Consider the following 15,632-nt stretch of genomic DNA (forward strand, 5'->3'; position numbering starts at 1 on the left):
CTTAGGCAGTCCGGGACTTTGCCATCGCAGCAACCAACTTCAAGGCTTCGTGCGCGGAGAGCGTCGCCCCCTCCTGCCATAGCCCTTGATAGCTCAGATGCTCGCCGGCGAAGACGATCGGGCCCTCGGGCTTGAGAAGCTCGACGTATTGAGCGCCGCGCGACCCGCCGCCTGGGCCTGCGCGAGGTCCGTCGGGCCAGAGAGCGCCAACGCCTTCAGAGTAAGGCGTCAGGCCCCACGCCACGGTCGCAGGCTTCGACAGCAGCCTCGAATGCCCCGGGTGAAGCGCTTCGATGCTGTCCCGGCAGATTTGGAACCGCTGCTGATGGCTGTAGCCCGCGAACTTTTGCGGATTGTCCTGGTTGGTCCAGCCAGCGACATAGGCGGCGACAAGCACGCCCTTCGGCGCGCCAATCTCGTGCGAAGGATAGATGACGTTCTCATTGGCGCGGTCGGTCCAGGCGAGGCCGCCGAAGATGTTGTCGTCCGTCTCCCAGAAGCGCGGAGCCTCGAATGCGACCTTGACGCTCGGCAGATAGGGAATGCCTTTCAGCGCCGCCTTCTTGGCGGGCGAGAAGTCGTTCGGGATCTTTTCGAGCAGGTTGGAGCCCAGTGTCACCACGGCAAAGTCGGCGTCGGTGATCTGTTTGCCTGGTCCATGCTCGATCCGGACGCGATCGCCGACCCGGCGGATCGCCGTGACCGGCGAATTGAGGTGAACCAGCGGCTTTACTTGCTCATAGAAAGCGTGAGCAATGCGATCCATGCCGCCGACCGGCTGGAGCATCGTCGCCTGCATGTCCCAGATATTCTCGAACAGATAGGGAAGTCCGATCGCTCGCGACGGCGCGAGATCCTTGAACCCGAGCGGCGGGAGCGGCACCGGGGCCTGATTGTAGCCGCCGCCCATGATCGAAAATCCGGACGGGCCCGACGGCGAGTATTTTCCCTTTTCATCGAGGTCTGCCCAGGCGCCAAGGAACTGGCGCATCATTTCCAGCTCGCCCTTCGGCATTTCCTGGTCGAGCGCGTGGTGGTCGATCGCCTTGGCCAGCAACTCGCCGACATGGCCGCGCATGTCGTTCACCATGCGCCGCTCGGGCTGGACCTTCCCGTTGAAGTCCCAGCCGGCATTGCGGTTCACGTTAATGAAGGGCTCGAGCCGGACGCCAAACTTTCGCGCGTAGCCGAGGATCGCGCGGTGCGTGGACGGAAGCCGCGCGGGGCCTGCGTTGAAATAGAGGCCAGGCGAAAAGCTGGCGACCTGATCCGGCCGGCCGATCTGCTCGATGCGCGTGCCGTTGCGCACCGTCCACGCCCGCCCGCCCGCGCGGTCGCGTGCTTCGAGAACGGTGACGCGATAGCCCGCGCGGCTAAGTTCATAGGCGGAGACAAGCCCCGCGATGCCGGCGCCAAGAATGACGACCGATCGGCCATTCCCGCTTGACGGCGGCAGCGAAAAGTTCTCCGCGCCGGCCGGCGTCGGAATCGCCAGGCCCATCGCCTCCATCGCGAGGTAGGCAGCGCCCACGCCTCCGACCGCGCCGATGCGTTCGAGCAAGCCACGTCTTGTCAGCGCCATGCGACTCAGCCCCCCGGCCGCTGTTGAGCGGCGAGTTGACAGCAATTTCCGGTCAACAGCCATTAAAAATGCAGTGACCAGGCGCATCGCCCCGCCCGCTCATGCGTTCACCCCCGCAGAAGTCACTCAAACATATGGAGTACAGGCCTTGGCCGACGACAACCATTCGGGAACGATCAGTACGCTCAACACCCTCATCGCCACCACGATCGACAGCGTGACGGGCTACGAGGATTCAGCGAAGAACATTCATGACGAGCGCCTTCGCGAGGTCTTCCGCAGCCGCGCCGACGAGCGTCAGCGCGTGGTCGAAGACCTCCGCTCCGAAGTCCGCCGCCTCGGCGGCGACCCAGAAGATGGCGGCTCTTTCCTCGGCAAGGCGCATCAGCGCTTCGAGGATCTCAAGGCGGCAGTCACCGGACGCGACGAGAAAGCGATCATCAACGAGGTCGAGCGCGGCGAGGACTATCTCAAGGAAAAATGGCAGGCCGCGCTGCAGAGCGACGAGCTCAAGGGCGAGAGCCACGAGTTGGTCGAGCGCAACTATCAGTCGATCAAGGCCGGCCATGACCAGATCAGCCAGCTGAAGCACGGCTTCAAAGCCAGCGCGCAGGCCTAAACGTTACAACAGCATCACCCCGGTAACGGGGTGGGGCGTCGGGGCAGCTCTCACGGCCAGCAGAGCTGCCCCGCTTGCTATCCGGCCTAGTAGCCCATCAGCGCGAGCACTTCGCGGCGGCTGCGCTCGTCCTCGCGGAACGTGCCCATCATTCGGCTGGTAGTCATCATGACGCCCGGGGTCTGCACACCGCGCGCGGTCATGCAGGCGTGGCTTGCTTCGATGACGACGGCGACGCCCTTTGGCTGGAGATGCTCCCAAATCGCATCGGCGACTTGGGCCGTCAGCCGTTCCTGCACCTGCAAACGGCGCGAGAAGCCGTGGAGAACGCGGGCAAGCTTGCTGATACCGACGACGCGGTTGCCTGGGAGATATGCGATCGCCGCCTTGCCGATGATCGGCGCCATGTGATGTTCGCAATGCGACTGGAACGGGATGTCCTTTAGAAGCACGATCTCGTCGTATCCGCCGACCTCCTCAAAGGTGCGGCTGAGGTGGAGGGCCGGGTCTTCCTGATAACCGCGCGCATATTCCTTCCACGCGCGTGCCACGCGTTTGGGGGTGTCTAGCAGACCTTCGCGGTTAGGATCGTCTCCTGCCCAGCGAATGAGCGTCCGCACGGCGTCGGCGACGTCGGCCGGAACCTCGCAGGCTGGAGCAGACTCGACCAGGTCGCCGTCGGCCGAATCGCCATGCTTGCTCATGTCTTCAACCTCCGCGCGATATCGTCGGCAACCGTCGCCGCCTGCTCGCGAATATCAGGCACCGCGATGATCTCCCAATAACGTCCTTTGGTCAGGGGCCCCAAGGCCCACAGCCGGTCGCCGCCAAGCGCGTGCGATTGGTCATCGACCTCGAGCCCGATGCCCAGTTGGTCAGGGCGCACGGCGCCGGCGTCGAGCAGGCTACGGAGCAGCGGATCTTTGGTGTGCTCGATGGAGTGGAGGGGGCCGGTGCAGTTAAGGGCGTAGCGGAACTGCTCGGTCTCGGAATTCGTGCGGCCCCGACGACGAAATTCGACTTCCATTCCTTCCCCGCTGTCACGCGCCGAGACGATACGTCCGGCGACAATCTCGAGGCGGCCGTCGGCAACCATCTGGGCCACTGTGGCGGCCACCTCCGGCGCGATACGATGGCGATGGACATCCCACCACGGCCTGGAATGGCGGAGGAAACGGCGTTGCTCATCCTCATTGAAGCTCTGCCACAGCGCGTGGCTGTGCGGGCGTAGGCTATCGACAGCGGCACGCCAGCCATTCTCGGCACTGCGGCGGCGAAGCCATTTCCACAGGTGCCGCACACTCCCCGCCGGCACCTCAGCGCCCTCGACGGGCGCGGGGTCGAAGTCGGCGTGGGCGCGGGGGATAAGCCCGCGGCGCGACAGCGCGACGACCCGGCCCCGAAAGCTAGCGGCATCCAGTGACAGCGCCAGGTCGACCATCGTCAGACTCGTTCCGACGATCAGTGCGTTGCCGCCCGTTTCGGCGAGATCGCGGACGGCGGAAATGGCGTCGCCGCCCCAGGGGTTGCCGACGAAGCCTTGGGTAACGCCGGAGAAGGCACGGAGCGCGTCCGGCTCCTGGTTGCCAATTGCGAGAACGACCCCGTCGGCCCCGATGCTATCGCCCGTGTCGAATGACACCCGCCAACCGTCGCCGTCGCGAACGGCGCCGACGGCCACCGCATCGAATTGCTGAACGTTACCCGAACTCTTCGCCTCGTCGAGAATTTCGCCGAGGTAGCGGCCGAACAGCCGTCGTTGCGCGAAATCGCTGCGTTCGCCGCCTTCTTGTTCGAATCGCTTCGCGAAATTGTCCGGCTCTCCGGCCCAGGCACTCATGCCTTCGGCGCGAACGTTGAGAAGGTGCGTCGGCTCGGTCGTCGAATAAGCGACACCCTTCCCCGCGCGGCCGCTGCCGTCGATCAGCGCCGAGCCGACACCCCGCCGCGCCAGCTGCGCCGCGATGATCGTTCCTGAAAACCCGCCGCCGATGATCGCGACCGGAACGTGCCGGTCAGATTTCATAATCAGGCCAGCTATCCGGGTTGGCAGCGCCCGCCTTGCGTGACTGAATATGATCGTAGATCCGCGCCACCGTCTTGCCGGCCGTGTCGGTGAAGAGGCCGGGCACCGCGGCATGGACCATCGCTGCGCAGCCCGCGCCGATCAGTTCCGCGCCGATCTTGACCGCGCCCGCTCCATGTTGCGCCCACGACATGCCGAGCGAGCGGGGATGCGCGACGAACAGCCGGTGTCCGGGTCCCCCGCTTCGCCTTTCGCCCATGCGATTATCCGTGGCCATCTTAAGTCCCCAATAGTTTGGTGACCCCGACAGGATTCGAACCTGTGACCTACGGATTAGGAATCCGGCGCTCTATCCTGCTGAGCTACGGGGCCGTCCGGGGAGGAATAGGGGCAGTGCCGCCCCCAATCAATTGACCTGGCTTGGCGGCACTACAGGGAGCGGAAGCGGTGATACCGGCACGCCTTCGTCGATCAGCGTCTTTGCCTGCGCCAGCGTTGCGCTGCCGTGGACGTGCTCCTTGTCGATCTCACCGCTGTGAATGGCGCGGGCAGTCTCGACGAACTTGTCCCCGACATATCGCGACCCCTTGAGCGCTTCGGCCTGCGCGGCGGCGAGACGCATCATCGGATGATCGCTTGAGCCCTTGCGCGGGACGCGCGGCGCCATCGGGGCCTTCGCGACATTGCTCGACTGGCAGTAGGGACATTGGACCAGGCCGCCGGCCTTTTGCTCGTCATAGTCAGCGCCCGAACGGAACCAGGCTTCGAACCTTTCGCCTCCGTCGAGGCAATGAAGATCGAACAGGATCATTGCGTCACTGCCTCCGGGATGGGCCGGCGATGCGTAAGCGCCGGAATGCGCGAGCGCACGTCGGAGATGCGCTTAAGGTCGATGTCCGCGAATGCCACGCCCGGCTCCTCGCCCATGTCGAGCAGCACCTCGCCCCACGGGTCGACGACGAGTGAGTGCCCGAAGGTCTGGCGGCCGTCTTCGTGTCGCCCGACCTGCGCGGCGGCGACGACAAACAGCCCCGCCTCAATCGCCCGGGCCCGTAGCAGCACGTGCCAATGCGCCTTGCCGGTCGGGACGGTGAACGCCGCCGGGACCGAGATGACGTCGGCGTCCGCTTCGGCGATCCGAGCAAAGAGCATGGGAAAGCGCAGGTCGTAGCAGATCGTCAGACCAAGCTTGCCGACGGGTGTGCCGTTGACCAGCACGGCACCTTGACCCGGCGAATATGTGTTGGACTCGCGCCAGCTCTCGCCGGTCGGCAGATCGACGTCGAACAAGTGCATTTTGTCGTATCGCGCCCGCACCTGTCCCTCGCGGTCGATGACGAACGCGCGGTTCGCGACCTTGTCGTCGCCTGCAAGCACGGCGAGCGAGCCGAGGTCGACCCATATGTGATGCTGCCTGGCGGCATCTCGGACGGCGGCGAGCACCGGGTCCTCATCTTCCGGACGCAGGTTCTTGGCAGCGCGCTCGCTGTCGCGGTCGAGTAGGCCCGACATTTCCGGCGTGAACAAGATTTCCGCGCCGCCCGCTGCCGCCTTGCCGATGGCGTCAGTTAGAGCGCGCGCGCTCGCTTCCGGATCGACGCCTGTGGTGGACTGGAAGAGCGCGATCCGGGACATGGGTCAGGCTGCCAACAACGTATCGAGCTTGCCGTCGCGGTCGAGCGCGACGAGGTCGTCGCAACCGCCGATATGGCGTTCGCCGATGAAAATCTGCGGGACGGTCGTGCGGCCGTTCGCGCGCTGGACCATCGCCTGCTTGTCCTCGCCGCCCCAATCGACCGCGATTTCCTTGTATTCGACGCCCTTCTGCTCAAGCAGCGCCTTGGCGCGCCAGCAATAAGGGCAGAAGTTCTTCGTATAGATCTCGACAACAGGCACGTGGGCTCCTTTGCCGCCATATTTATGCGTTGTGCTCAACGCATCAACTGCGACGGACGCACCACCCGCGCCCAGGTGATCAATTCAACGCGGGCAGCGCCCGCCTGTTTTAGCGTTCGGGCGCATTCTTCAGCCGTGCTGCCGGTGGTTAGCACGTCGTCGACCAGGATGATCGTGCGCCCTTCGACCAAGGATTTGTCAGCGACCTTGAAAGCGCCGGCGACCGTCTTGCGTCGCTTCAGAGCACTCATTCCTTTCAACGGCGGCATGCACCGGAGCCTTCGCAGGACGAGCCGCTCGCTCATGAAATTGAGCTTCCGCGACAACTACTTCGCAACTAGCGCGGACTGATTGAACCCACGCTGCCACAAGCGCGAACGGTGGAGCGGGACCGGGACGAGGATCGGCGCCGTGGCAGGTTCGATCAGCGGCGCCATGTAGCGGGCCATGGTCCACGCAATCGCGACCTTGCGGCCATATTTGAGGCGAATGGCAAGGCTCCGGCTCAGATCCCCGTAAGCGACCGCGGCGCGAGTTCGCTCGATCCGCGGCGGATTCGCCAAGCAAACGCCGCAGGTCGTTGCTTCCGTTGCCTGAAGCGGGAGCCCGCAGGTGCCGCACCCGCCCTCCCCGAGAAATTCGATGCCGTTCCAGCAATCGACGCAGAAGCTGTGAGTGTCTCCGACGATCGTACCGCAACCAGCGCAGCGGGGCGGAAGGGCGAAATCGAGAGCCTGTCGTGTGCACGCTTTCAACACGGATGCGATCATTCGCCGGTTGTCGCGGCAGCCGGGCCATCGCACAAGCGCCCAGTGTCAGACCTTTTCGAAATGGGACTGCGTGCCAGCCGCCGCGACCGTGCCGCCCGGCTCGGGCCGGAGCTGTTTTTGCTCGAGCGGGCATTCGCGGACTGTCTGGATCGGATCGCACTGGTGCAGCAACGTTTCGAGCGAGCTTTGCTGATCGGGTGCCCGGATCCCGCCTGGCGAGACCGGTTACGGGAGCGCGTGGGGCAGGTCGACGTGATCGATCCCGGGCCCACGTTTGCGGAGGTGGCTAGCGGTACAGTAGTGAATGAGGACGAGTGGCTCCCCCAAACTGGAATTTACGACCTCGTTGTCGCTTTGGGGACGCTCGATACCGTCAACGACTTACCGCGCATGTTCTTTGCGATCAGGCAGTCGATGACCGAGAATGCGTTCCTGATCGGCGCCATGTCCGGCGGGGAAACCCTGCCCCGCCTCCGCGCTGCGATGCGCGCAGCCGATGAAATCGCAGGCGTCGCAACACCCCATGTCCATCCCCGGATCGAAGCGTCGGCGCTCGCGCCGCTGCTGCAGCAGGTTGGCTTCGCGACCCCGGTGGTCGACGTCGACCGTGTGCAAGTCTCCTACGGCTCATTCACCAAACTCGTCGCCGACCTGCGGCGCATGGGCGCCACAAACCTGCTCTCGGCCCGCTCGCGAACCGCACTTACGCTCCGCGCTGCCGAGGCGGCGGCCAAGAATTTTTCAGACGCCGGCGAGGGAGGAAAAACGGCCGAGACCTTTGAAATCCTTCACTTTGCCGCCTGGACTCCCACGTCCGCGAGCAACCCTCGAGAAGGATGAAGCGGCGTTAACGATATCCGGGCGAGAGTTGTTAACTCTGGTTTGGGTAAACAGTCACCGTGGACGTGGACCAGAGGAGGGTGGCGTGATCGCTATCCGGAGAATGTTGCGCAGGCTCGGCGCGGATACGCGAGGGGCCACGGCGATTGAATATGGGCTGATTTGCTCGCTTATCATCATCGCGATGATGACCGGGCTGGCTGCGCTTGGCGGCGGTAGCGCCGGCATGTGGGGCAAGATCCAGTCGAATGTCGAAACTTCGATGAAATAAGGCTCTGCGGGCTTCAGGTCCGCCGCTGTCCGAACACGACGAGCTTCACCTTGCGGCCCGGCGCCAGGGCGCTGTTCGCGTCGAGCCCGTTGAGCGTTAGGAAGCGTTCCAGCTTGAAATCGCGATAGGCCATTTGTCTCGCGAGCGACTGTACCGTGTCGCCGCGTTCCAACGTCACCACGTGAATCACCCGAGGCCGGATCGCGGCCGCCTCCTGGGGCGTGATGCGGCGCAGTGAGTTCACCATCGGCGCGAACGGGCCGATCCCGTAGCCGCCAGGCGTAATCATCACGAAGTGATAGATACGCTGCGGATCCCATTGGTAAGCGATGACACTGGCGTCGACGAGCCCGGACGAGGTGTTCACGCGCGCCGTTGTGTAAGCCGCTGCTACGCCGTTTATGGACGTGTGCTGCGGCGGTGGAATGGAGAGCTGCTGCTGACCCCGCGTCAATTCCTGAAATACGCGCAGGATATAATCGTCGAGACTGCCACGGAACCCGCCGCCGCCACCGAATTGCGCCTTCCCGGCCGAGCCCGAGATGGTCACTGCGCGCGTACCGTTCGACATCAGATAGCCCGTTGGCACGGTAAAGAAGATGCGCAGGTCCGGATGCGTAAAGGTCGGCCCGTCGATGATGCCCTGCGCCGGATCGTCGTCGACCGTCACGCCCTCGACCTGCGCCAGGAAAGTGTCGCGATTGCGCAAGCCAGTGCCGAGCTTGCCCGTGGCGCGCGCGTCGACAAGGGCCCGCTGCATCCGGTTTTCGCTCAGCGGGTGCGTGCTGGCCCATTCGGGCGTCTGGCGATTGGTCCTACCCTGCATGCGCGCTTCCAAAGCCGACTGGCGCGACAGGGCCGCAAGAAGTTCGGGACCGCCAACAGGGTCGTAACCCGCCGCGATCATATAGCGGGTACCGAGTTGGTCGGCCTGATATTCCTGCTCGCGAGAGAAACTCAGCGTGTCGAGCTTCGCGCGCTGCTGGATGACCTGACCAAGGATGGTGTTGCCGAAGACCGCGCCAAGGATGGAGCCGAGAATGCCGCCCGAGCTGCGCTGTTCATATTGCTCGCGCACGTGGGCATGATTGGCGGCAATGTGCCCGACCTCGTGGCCGATTGCGAAAGCAAGCTCGGACTCATCATCCATCAGCGCCATCAGCTGACGCGTGATGTAAACATAGCCGCCAGGGACCGAGAAAGCGTTCTCGACCGGCGAATTCAGCGTCGTGAAATGCAGTGCCTGTCCCGGGTTGGCGACCCCTGAGAACGCGCCGACGCGCCGGCCTACACCATCGACATAAGCCGCTCGCGGTCCGGTCTCGGCGCCGCCCAGTTCCTGAACGATCGCGGCGTGCTCGCGCTGCGCTTCGGCAACATCTTGCGGATTGAGATAGCGCAGCTGCTGCGCCGCCGCGGGCGCGATGGCGATCGCCGCAGTTGCAAGTAACAGAAGCGCTCTACGCATCATGACCCTCCGACTGGCGCCCTTAATCAAGCGCGCCGAATTTGAACGGGGAATGACTAAGGCAGGTTCCGGCAGGCAACCGCGAGGCTCAGCCGATGGCGAGGAACTTGGCGCGGCGCTGGCTGCGAAGCTCGCTGGAGCCCAGTTGCGAGCACCCGTCGAGTTCTTCGATGATCGCGCCCTTGAGCGCGCCGATCGCCGCGTCAGGATCGCGGTGCGCCCCGCCAAGCGGCTCATCAACGATGCGGTCGACGACGCCGAGCGCGAGCTGGTCCTGCGCGGTGAGCTTCATCGCCTCGGCCGCTTCCGGGGCCTTGTCGCGGGTGCGCCAAAGGATCGACGCGCAACCTTCAGGCGAGATGACCGAGTAAAACGCGTGCTCGTACATCAGCACCCGGTTGGCCGCCGCAATGGCAATCGCGCCGCCGGAGCCTCCCTCACCGACGATCACCGCGATCATCGGCACGCCAAGCGCGAGGCATTCCTCGGTCGAACGGGCAATAGCTTCAGCCTGGCCGCGCTCCTCGGCTTCGACGCCGGGGAACGCGCCGGCGCTATCGACGAGGCTCACGACTGGAATGCCGAACTGGTCGGCAAGCCGCATCAGGCGGATGGCTTTGCGATAGCCTTCGGGCTTGGCCATGCCAAAATTATGCTTGAGGCGCGACGCCGTATCGTCGCCCTTCTCGTGCCCCATCAGCATTACCCGGCGGCCGGCGATGCGCGCCAGGCCGCCGATGATCGCTTGGTCGTCGCCAAAGGCGCGGTCTCCGGCCAGCGGCACGAAATCCTCGGCCAATCCGGCGACGAAGTCCTTGAAGTGCGGACGCTCGGGATGGCGCGCGACCTGCACCTTCTGCCAAGGCGTCAGCTTCGCATAAGTGTCGCGAAGCAGCTTGTTCGCCTTGCTTTCGAGGCGGCCGATTTCGGCATCGATGTCGATGGAACCGCTGTTTGCGGTCTCCCTAAGCTCAGACACGCGGGTTTCGAGCTCGGCGATGGGCTTTTCAAAATCGAGGTACGTCAACATTGGGTGCGGCGGGTAAGCGCGGGAGGCCAGAGCGTCAACGACTGCGGGTCGCGAGCGGATGGCGGCTATTCACCAGCTCGACCAGCCGGGCGCTGTCGACATGCGTGTAGATTTGGGTCGTCGCGATGTCGGCATGGCCAAGCAAAGACTGCAGGACGCGGAGATCGGCCCCGCCCGAAAGAAGATGCGTCGCGAAGGCATGGCGCAGGACGTGCGGGCTGACACGGTCGGGGGAGATGCCACCGTCGGCAGCCATCGCGCGGACGATCTGGAATAGCCGGACACGGCTGATATGCGCTTTTCCGCTCGGAAAGAGCCAGCGGACGTCGCTAGGAACGTGCTCGAGCCATGCCTGGACCGCCTTCTCGGCGCGCGAGGAGATCGGTACGAGCCGCTCCTTCGATCCCTTGCCGCGGAGGATGAGAAATGGCTGGCCGGGGCGCACGGCGCCTCGCGGCAGGCTGACGAGCTCGCTGGCGCGCAGACCGGAGCCGTAGAGCAATTCGAGCAGGGCGAGGTTACGCACTGACGTGGCTTCGCCGCTGGCCGAGCGGTCCTCGGCCGCCTCGAATATGTGGCTGATCTCCGACTCATCGAGGATGCGCGGCAACGGCCGCTCCAGCCGCGGCCGCGGAAGCGAGGCCGACGGATCGTCCTTCCGCAAACCATCATCGACCAGAAAGCCGTAAAAACGCCTCAGCGCAGCCGCGCGCCGCGCAACGGTAGAAGGTGCAAGCTCGGCCCATTGTTCGCCAAGCGTCGAAAGATCATCGGCGCTGGCTTGGTTTAACGCGGTGCGAACCCCCTCGGCCGCGCGCTCAAGGTCGTTGCGGTAGGCAGCGAGCGTGTGCCGTGACGCGCCCGCCTCTGCCGCCATCATGTCGAGGAACCGGTCGACGAGCGCCTCGTCTTCGGGGCTCACGTCCGGGACAGCGCCTCGGCGGCGATCATCCGGGCCGTGAAATCCTGGCCGGTCCGTTTCAGGCTGCTGATAGCGTGGAACATGTGGGAGCCGGGCAGCTGCATGAAGCTCGGCGTCTGGAATCCTGTGCCGGTCAGGACGAGGACCGTCCCGGCCTGCCCGCGCTGAGCCGCCCCGTCCATCATCCGCGTCCAGCTCGTCTGATGCGTGAGCCCGAGGTCGTAGCGTCGGTTCAGCGAGTTCGCCGTATCGTCGGTGATGCGTCCAAGCCCCAGGAGGCCCGCGACCAGGAGCGCGCTCCGCACCCGGTCCTTGCTCTTATCCCGCTTGATGAACGCGTTGAGGCGGCTCGTGCCCACATCCGTGACATTCGGCGCCCCGAGCGCCAGCATCGCCCAGCAACGGTCGGATGCTTCATCATCCATCCGCGCTGCTGCCGATGCCCATCGCGCCGCCGCCTGGTCGTAACCGCCCGCTAGCATCGCCGAGATAAGCTCCGGCGCGTCCTTCGCCAGTTTGGCATCGGGCTGAACCATGGTCGCCGCGCGCGCGACTGCCGCACGGAGGGCTTCTTTCTTCAGGGGGTTCTTGCTGGCATCGAGCATCTTGCGGATGCCCGCCAGGCGCGCGTCGGCGTCCTTGCCGACGAAAGCCTGGCGCAGTTGCCATGCATCGGTGCCGGCAAGATCGCCCGGGTCGGTCGCGTCGTAGATCGCGGAATAAAGGTCCATGATGGACTGCGACGAGAAGACGCCGAGGCCGGTCGCCACCATCGCCGAATCCAGACGCTGCTGCGGAGTGAGCAAGGGTGCCCGTGCCTGGAATGCCCGCAACTGGGGCGAGGCCGCGTTCATCAGCCGGTCCGGCGGCGCCATGCCCGTCGCGGTCGCTAGCCCGAACCGCCAGGAGGTGAGGCTATCAACCGGGTCCCATTCGATCGTCGCGGCCTGTCCGCCACCGGCCGCGCCGACGACCTTTTGCGCCAGAGCCAGGTCGATGCCACCAACGCGGCCGCGGCGGCGAGCATCGTCGATTTGCGCGCTGGCCGTCTCCGGCTCCCCGGCAAGCGAGGAGCACATCGCCTGGACCAACGGACGGATCATCGGGTCATATTTTCCGATTGGATCCTGAAGCGGACAGAGCGCCGGCGGGTCCGCGGTCGCGAGCGCGCCTTGCACCGCCACCTGCACCATCTTCGGCGTAAAGCGGTCGGTGTCGACAGCGCTGATGAGCATCTTCGCCGCATCCGCTTCGCCCATGCGAAGCAGCAGCCATGAGCGTTCTGCGACCCAGTCGACTGGATTCACCTCGACCGGTGCACGCGCCTTGGCCAGCAAGGCATCGCGCAGCGCGATATGCGCCCAGCGCGAGGCCAGTGGCACATCCATGCGGCGCATCAGCACCGACAGGAACGCACCGCTCGACGTACCCCACGGATTATCGCCAAGGCCGCGCTGCGCCGGGTTCAGTTCACCGACGACCCACGGATCGCGACGCGCCCAACCGGGATATTCGGTCGGTGGCGGCGGTGGCGGCAGGTTGAGGTTCGAGATTTCCTCGACCGCGCTTTCATCGCCGGGCGATACGACGCTGGTCCCACCTTCAGTGGCGGCACCCGGTTCCGGCGAGCTGGCGACATTGTTCGTGGGCGCCGTGACGGGCGCCGGAACGGGCTGCTGCACAACCTGCTGTGCAATCGCGGGCAGTGCGACGGCCACAGCCGCCGTTGCAATCAGTAGAGGCTTAATGCGCATTGCCCGCAGGGACAGCGACCTCGATTGTGTGGGTTGGCTGTTCCTTGACCCGGGTCGACAGGACAATGAGCCCGCCAATGATGGCTATCACGACGATGATGATCGGTAGGATGCGAGGCATAGACGCGGCTTTTGCCGAGGCGTGAAGCCGCTGTATAGCCTTTTCAAGCGATGGAACTCGGGAAGCGCCTTGATCGACCCGTGGTGCTGGTAGGGCTCATGGGGGTGGGGAAGTCGACGGTGGGCCGTCGGCTGGCGAAGCGGCTCGGCCTTTCCTTCGTCGACAGCGATTCCGCGATCGAGGACGCTGCTGGTTACTCGCCTGCGGAGATGTTCGAGCGATTCGGCGAGAAAGACTTCCGCGACGGCGAACGGCGGTTGGTGGCGCGTCTGGTGGAAGGCGATGTCCGCATCATCGCAACAGGTGGCGGCGCTTACGTGGACCCGAGCACGCGCCAGCTCCTCAACGAGCGGGCGATCACCGTGTGGCTCGATGCGCCGGTGGACGTGCTCGCGGAACGCACTTCACGGCGCGACACGCGTGCACAGCTCCGTAACGGGGACCCCAAGTGCACCCTGGAGAAGCTCTCGAAGGAACGCCGGCCTTCCTACGAGAAAGCGCACATCCACGTGAAAAGCGGCGAAGGCGCCCACAAGGAAGTCGTCGAGGCGATCATCGAGGCGCTCGAGAAGCACCTATCGCAGCGCAGCTGATCAGGAAGCAACCGGGGCTTCCTCTCCCGGCAGCGGCCGATCCGGCGAAAACGACGTTTCCCACCCGGCCTTCAGGTCACCGGATTCGCTCTGACGCTCCAGCCTCTCGCAGTCGCGCATGCGATATTCGCGGTCGACGCGCTCGATCTCGCCGCGGTCGACGCCGCTGGCTTTCAAGGCCGCCCTGCCCATCGCGACGGCGCTCTCGAACAGTTCGCGCTCGGCAAAGCTAAGGTCGAGCCCGTCGAGCTCGATCAGGTGCCGCCTATCGAATGCGCGAACCATGACCGACGCCTGCGGAAAGGTCTTGAGAACCGCCTTCACCGCATCGCGGTTCAGCTCGCCGCCCTCGTTGTCGTTGCAGAATGCGATAACCTTGGCGGTTTCGGCCCCCGCCGTGCGCAGCAGGTCGATGCGCAGCCCATCGCCGTAGTACACCTTCGTCCCGAACTCGCCGGCAAGCTCAATCTGCCCCGGCTTCTTATCAATCAAAGTGACACCGATACCCTTGGCCATCATCATCTGTGCGACCGTCTGGCCGAAGCGACCGTAACCGACGACGATGGCGCTGGTCTCCGGCGACAGCTCGGGCCCGTCCAAGCCTTCCGCGCTGACCTCCCGGCGTTCCAGCCAGTCGGTAATCCGCATCAGGAATGGCGTCGCAGCCATCGATATGGTCACGACGGCGGTGAACAAGGATGCCGCCGTCGACGTGATGAGCAGAGCCGACGTCGCCTGCGCGAACAGGACGAATCCGAACTCGCCCGCCTGGCTCAGCAAAAGGCCGAGACGGAAGCTCCGAGTCCAGCTGCATCTAAAGGCGCGGCTGAGTCCAGTCAGCAATATCGTCTTGATCAGGATCACCGCGGCGGCAAGCCCGATGACCATCAGTGGCCGCTGGGAGATCAGGCGCAGATCAAGCAGCATGCCGACCGACAGGAAGAACAGGCCGAGAAGGATCGAGCGGAACGGCTCCACATCGCTTTCCAGCTCGTGCCGGTAAGGCGACTCAGCGAGGACGACGCCGGCGACGAAGGCGCCGAGCGCAGTCGACAGGCTGAATTGCCGCATCAGCGCCGCCGCACCGATCACCGTGAACAGGCCCGCGACGACGAACAGCTCACGCTCGCCCAGACGACCGATCAGCCGGAACAGCGGATTGAGGACGATGCGACCGAACGCGACGAGGCCGATCACTGCGAGCACCGTGTAGAGAGCGAGCTTCCAGCCGGTCGGCGCGCTGGGATCCGGCGCCACGCGCGACATCGCGGCGAGAAGTGTGATCAGTGGGACAATCGCGAGATCCTGGAAAAGCAGGATTGAGAAGGCCCGCTCGCCCTGCGGCGTGTTCAGCTCATTCTCCGAGCGCAGCATCGGCAGGACCTGCGCCGTCGACGATAACGCCAGCGGCAGGCCGATCGCCAGCGATGCCTCGATCGTAAAATCGAGGCTGAAATAGAGCAGCGCCGCCAGCGCGAAGCCGCACACCAGCACCTGTGCCAGGCCCAATCCGAAGATGTCGTTGCGAAGTCGCCAGAGCCTGCTTGGCTGAAGCTCCAGTCCAACAATGAACAAAAGCAGGGCGATGCCGATCTCCGAGACCTGCAAGATCGCTTCGGGGTCGCGGAACAGGCCGAGGACGGACGGCCCGATCAATACGCCGGCGACGATGTAACCCAAGGTCGCGCCGAGCCCGAGCCGCCGGAACGCTGTCACGAAAACCAGCGCGACGCCCAGCAT

19 protein-coding genes and 1 tRNA gene are annotated in these 15,632 nt (G+C 64.8%); 4 read left to right on the plus strand and 16 right to left on the minus strand.

What is annotated here, in order from left to right:
* Position 1: 1 nt before the first annotated feature.
* Positions 2-1,582 carry an NAD(P)/FAD-dependent oxidoreductase gene (locus ABD704_RS04855; protein ID WP_344698552.1) on the minus strand — a complete coding sequence of 527 codons (1,581 nt, stop codon included), beginning with the start codon at positions 1,580-1,582 and terminating at the stop codon, positions 2-4.
* Between the two features lie 148 nt (positions 1,583-1,730).
* Here ABD704_RS04855 and ABD704_RS04860 point away from each other — a divergent pair, with 148 nt between their 5' ends.
* Entirely contained in the window at positions 1,731-2,201 is a 471-nt protein-coding gene (locus tag ABD704_RS04860; RefSeq protein WP_344698553.1) for a ferritin-like domain-containing protein, read from the plus strand.
* 86 nt (positions 2,202-2,287) lie between these two features.
* Here ABD704_RS04860 and folE read toward each other — a convergent pair whose 3' ends face one another.
* From folE to ABD704_RS04905, 9 genes are all read right to left on the minus strand, one after another.
* Positions 2,288-2,905: a GTP cyclohydrolase I FolE gene (gene folE, locus ABD704_RS04865; protein WP_344698554.1), complete on the minus strand. Its 618-nt coding sequence runs from the start codon at positions 2,903-2,905 to the stop codon at positions 2,288-2,290.
* Entirely contained in the window at positions 2,902-4,227 is a 1,326-nt protein-coding gene (locus ABD704_RS04870; RefSeq protein ID WP_344698555.1) for an FAD/NAD(P)-binding protein, read from the minus strand. Before ABD704_RS04870 ends, folE begins: the two co-directional genes overlap by 4 nt.
* A complete protein-coding gene (locus ABD704_RS04875) occupies positions 4,217-4,504 on the minus strand; it encodes a DUF6356 family protein (RefSeq protein ID WP_344698556.1) in 288 nt (95 codons plus the stop codon). Before ABD704_RS04875 ends, ABD704_RS04870 begins: the two co-directional genes overlap by 11 nt.
* 18 nt (positions 4,505-4,522) lie before the next feature.
* A tRNA-Arg gene (locus ABD704_RS04880) sits at positions 4,523-4,599 on the minus strand.
* Between the two features lie 34 nt (positions 4,600-4,633).
* Positions 4,634-5,038 carry a DUF1178 family protein gene (locus tag ABD704_RS04885; protein WP_344698557.1) on the minus strand — a complete coding sequence of 135 codons (405 nt, stop codon included), beginning with the start codon at positions 5,036-5,038 and terminating at the stop codon, positions 4,634-4,636.
* Positions 5,035-5,862, minus strand: coding sequence for a carbon-nitrogen hydrolase family protein (locus ABD704_RS04890; protein ID WP_344698558.1), 828 nt, complete (start codon positions 5,860-5,862; stop codon positions 5,035-5,037). Before ABD704_RS04890 ends, ABD704_RS04885 begins: the two co-directional genes overlap by 4 nt.
* Before the next feature lie 3 nt (positions 5,863-5,865).
* Positions 5,866-6,123 carry a glutaredoxin 3 gene (gene grxC / locus ABD704_RS04895; RefSeq protein ID WP_344698559.1) on the minus strand — a complete coding sequence of 86 codons (258 nt, stop codon included), beginning with the start codon at positions 6,121-6,123 and terminating at the stop codon, positions 5,866-5,868.
* A gap of 35 nt (positions 6,124-6,158) precedes the next feature.
* A complete protein-coding gene (locus ABD704_RS04900) occupies positions 6,159-6,428 on the minus strand; it encodes a ComF family protein (protein WP_344698560.1) in 270 nt (89 codons plus the stop codon).
* A 21-nt stretch (positions 6,429-6,449) separates the two neighbouring features.
* The gene (locus ABD704_RS04905) at positions 6,450-6,893 is read right to left on the minus strand and encodes a ComF family protein (RefSeq protein WP_344698561.1); all 444 of its coding nucleotides are present in this window, start codon (positions 6,891-6,893) and stop codon (positions 6,450-6,452) included.
* 42 nt (positions 6,894-6,935) lie between these two features.
* Here ABD704_RS04905 and ABD704_RS04910 point away from each other — a divergent pair, with 42 nt between their 5' ends.
* Both ABD704_RS04910 and ABD704_RS04915 read left to right on the plus strand, forming a co-directional pair.
* The gene (locus ABD704_RS04910; RefSeq protein WP_344698562.1) at positions 6,936-7,733 is read left to right on the plus strand and encodes a methyltransferase domain-containing protein; all 798 of its coding nucleotides are present in this window, start codon (positions 6,936-6,938) and stop codon (positions 7,731-7,733) included.
* 85 nt (positions 7,734-7,818) lie between these two features.
* Positions 7,819-8,004, plus strand: coding sequence for a Flp family type IVb pilin (locus ABD704_RS04915; protein WP_344698563.1), 186 nt, complete (start codon positions 7,819-7,821; stop codon positions 8,002-8,004).
* A 13-nt stretch (positions 8,005-8,017) separates the two neighbouring features.
* Here the strand turns inward: ABD704_RS04915 and ABD704_RS04920 are convergent, their stop codons facing one another.
* The 5 genes from ABD704_RS04920 to ABD704_RS04940 all read right to left on the minus strand — a co-directional run bounded on the left by ABD704_RS04920 (position 8,018) and on the right by ABD704_RS04940 (position 13,299).
* Entirely contained in the window at positions 8,018-9,472 is a 1,455-nt protein-coding gene (locus ABD704_RS04920) for a M48 family metalloprotease (RefSeq protein ID WP_344698564.1), read from the minus strand.
* A gap of 88 nt (positions 9,473-9,560) precedes the next feature.
* Positions 9,561-10,502 carry an acetyl-CoA carboxylase carboxyltransferase subunit alpha gene (locus tag ABD704_RS04925; RefSeq protein WP_344698565.1) on the minus strand — a complete coding sequence of 314 codons (942 nt, stop codon included), beginning with the start codon at positions 10,500-10,502 and terminating at the stop codon, positions 9,561-9,563.
* Between the two features lie 34 nt (positions 10,503-10,536).
* On the minus strand, positions 10,537-11,382 hold the full coding sequence (locus ABD704_RS04930) for a tyrosine recombinase (protein WP_425565451.1): 846 nt from the start codon (positions 11,380-11,382) through the stop codon (positions 10,537-10,539).
* A 38-nt stretch (positions 11,383-11,420) separates the two neighbouring features.
* Entirely contained in the window at positions 11,421-13,142 is a 1,722-nt protein-coding gene (locus ABD704_RS04935; protein WP_344698567.1) for a hypothetical protein, read from the minus strand.
* A 25-nt stretch (positions 13,143-13,167) separates the two neighbouring features.
* Positions 13,168-13,299, minus strand: a complete 132-nt coding sequence (locus tag ABD704_RS04940) for a hypothetical protein (protein WP_344698568.1) — start codon at positions 13,297-13,299, stop codon at positions 13,168-13,170.
* A 50-nt stretch (positions 13,300-13,349) separates the two neighbouring features.
* Between ABD704_RS04940 and ABD704_RS04945 the strand changes: the two genes are divergently transcribed.
* Complete coding sequence (locus ABD704_RS04945) at positions 13,350-13,892, plus strand: shikimate kinase (RefSeq protein ID WP_344698569.1); 543 nt, start codon at positions 13,350-13,352, stop codon at positions 13,890-13,892.
* Here the strand turns inward: ABD704_RS04945 and ABD704_RS04950 are convergent, their stop codons facing one another.
* Positions 13,893-15,632 (minus strand): monovalent cation:proton antiporter-2 (CPA2) family protein, encoded by a 1,740-nt coding sequence (locus ABD704_RS04950; protein ID WP_425565452.1) that lies wholly within the window; start codon positions 15,630-15,632, stop codon positions 13,893-13,895. It lies immediately after the preceding gene.

Origin of the sequence: Sphingomonas limnosediminicola, from assembly GCF_039537965.1 — a bacterium.
GTDB classification, from domain to species: domain Bacteria; phylum Pseudomonadota; class Alphaproteobacteria; order Sphingomonadales; family Sphingomonadaceae; genus Sphingomicrobium; species Sphingomicrobium limnosediminicola.

Coding starts and splice junctions, on each gene's coding strand:
- ABD704_RS04855 (WP_344698552.1), bottom strand. CDS start 1,582: ATGGCGCTGACAAGACGTGGCTTGCTCGAACGCATCGGCGCGGTCGGA.
- folE (WP_344698554.1), bottom strand. CDS start 2,905: ATGAGCAAGCATGGCGATTCGGCCGACGGCGACCTGGTCGAGTCTGCT.
- ABD704_RS04870 (WP_344698555.1), bottom strand. CDS start 4,227: ATGAAATCTGACCGGCACGTTCCGGTCGCGATCATCGGCGGCGGGTTT.
- ABD704_RS04875 (WP_344698556.1), bottom strand. CDS start 4,504: ATGGCCACGGATAATCGCATGGGCGAAAGGCGAAGCGGGGGACCCGGA.
- ABD704_RS04885 (WP_344698557.1), bottom strand. CDS start 5,038: ATGATCCTGTTCGATCTTCATTGCCTCGACGGAGGCGAAAGGTTCGAA.
- ABD704_RS04890 (WP_344698558.1), bottom strand. CDS start 5,862: ATGTCCCGGATCGCGCTCTTCCAGTCCACCACAGGCGTCGATCCGGAA.
- ABD704_RS04900 (WP_344698560.1), bottom strand. CDS start 6,428: ATGAGCGAGCGGCTCGTCCTGCGAAGGCTCCGGTGCATGCCGCCGTTG.
- ABD704_RS04905 (WP_344698561.1), bottom strand. CDS start 6,893: ATGATCGCATCCGTGTTGAAAGCGTGCACACGACAGGCTCTCGATTTC.
- ABD704_RS04920 (WP_344698564.1), bottom strand. CDS start 9,472: ATGCGTAGAGCGCTTCTGTTACTTGCAACTGCGGCGATCGCCATCGCG.
- ABD704_RS04925 (WP_344698565.1), bottom strand. CDS start 10,502: ATGTTGACGTACCTCGATTTTGAAAAGCCCATCGCCGAGCTCGAAACC.
- ABD704_RS04930 (WP_425565451.1), bottom strand. CDS start 11,382: ATGATGGCGGCAGAGGCGGGCGCGTCACGGCACACGCTCGCTGCCTAC.
- ABD704_RS04940 (WP_344698568.1), bottom strand. CDS start 13,299: ATGCCTCGCATCCTACCGATCATCATCGTCGTGATAGCCATCATTGGC.
- ABD704_RS04945 (WP_344698569.1), top strand. CDS start 13,350: ATGGAACTCGGGAAGCGCCTTGATCGACCCGTGGTGCTGGTAGGGCTC.
- ABD704_RS04950 (WP_425565452.1), bottom strand. CDS start 15,632: ATGCTGGGCGTCGCGCTGGTTTTCGTGACAGCGTTCCGGCGGCTCGGG.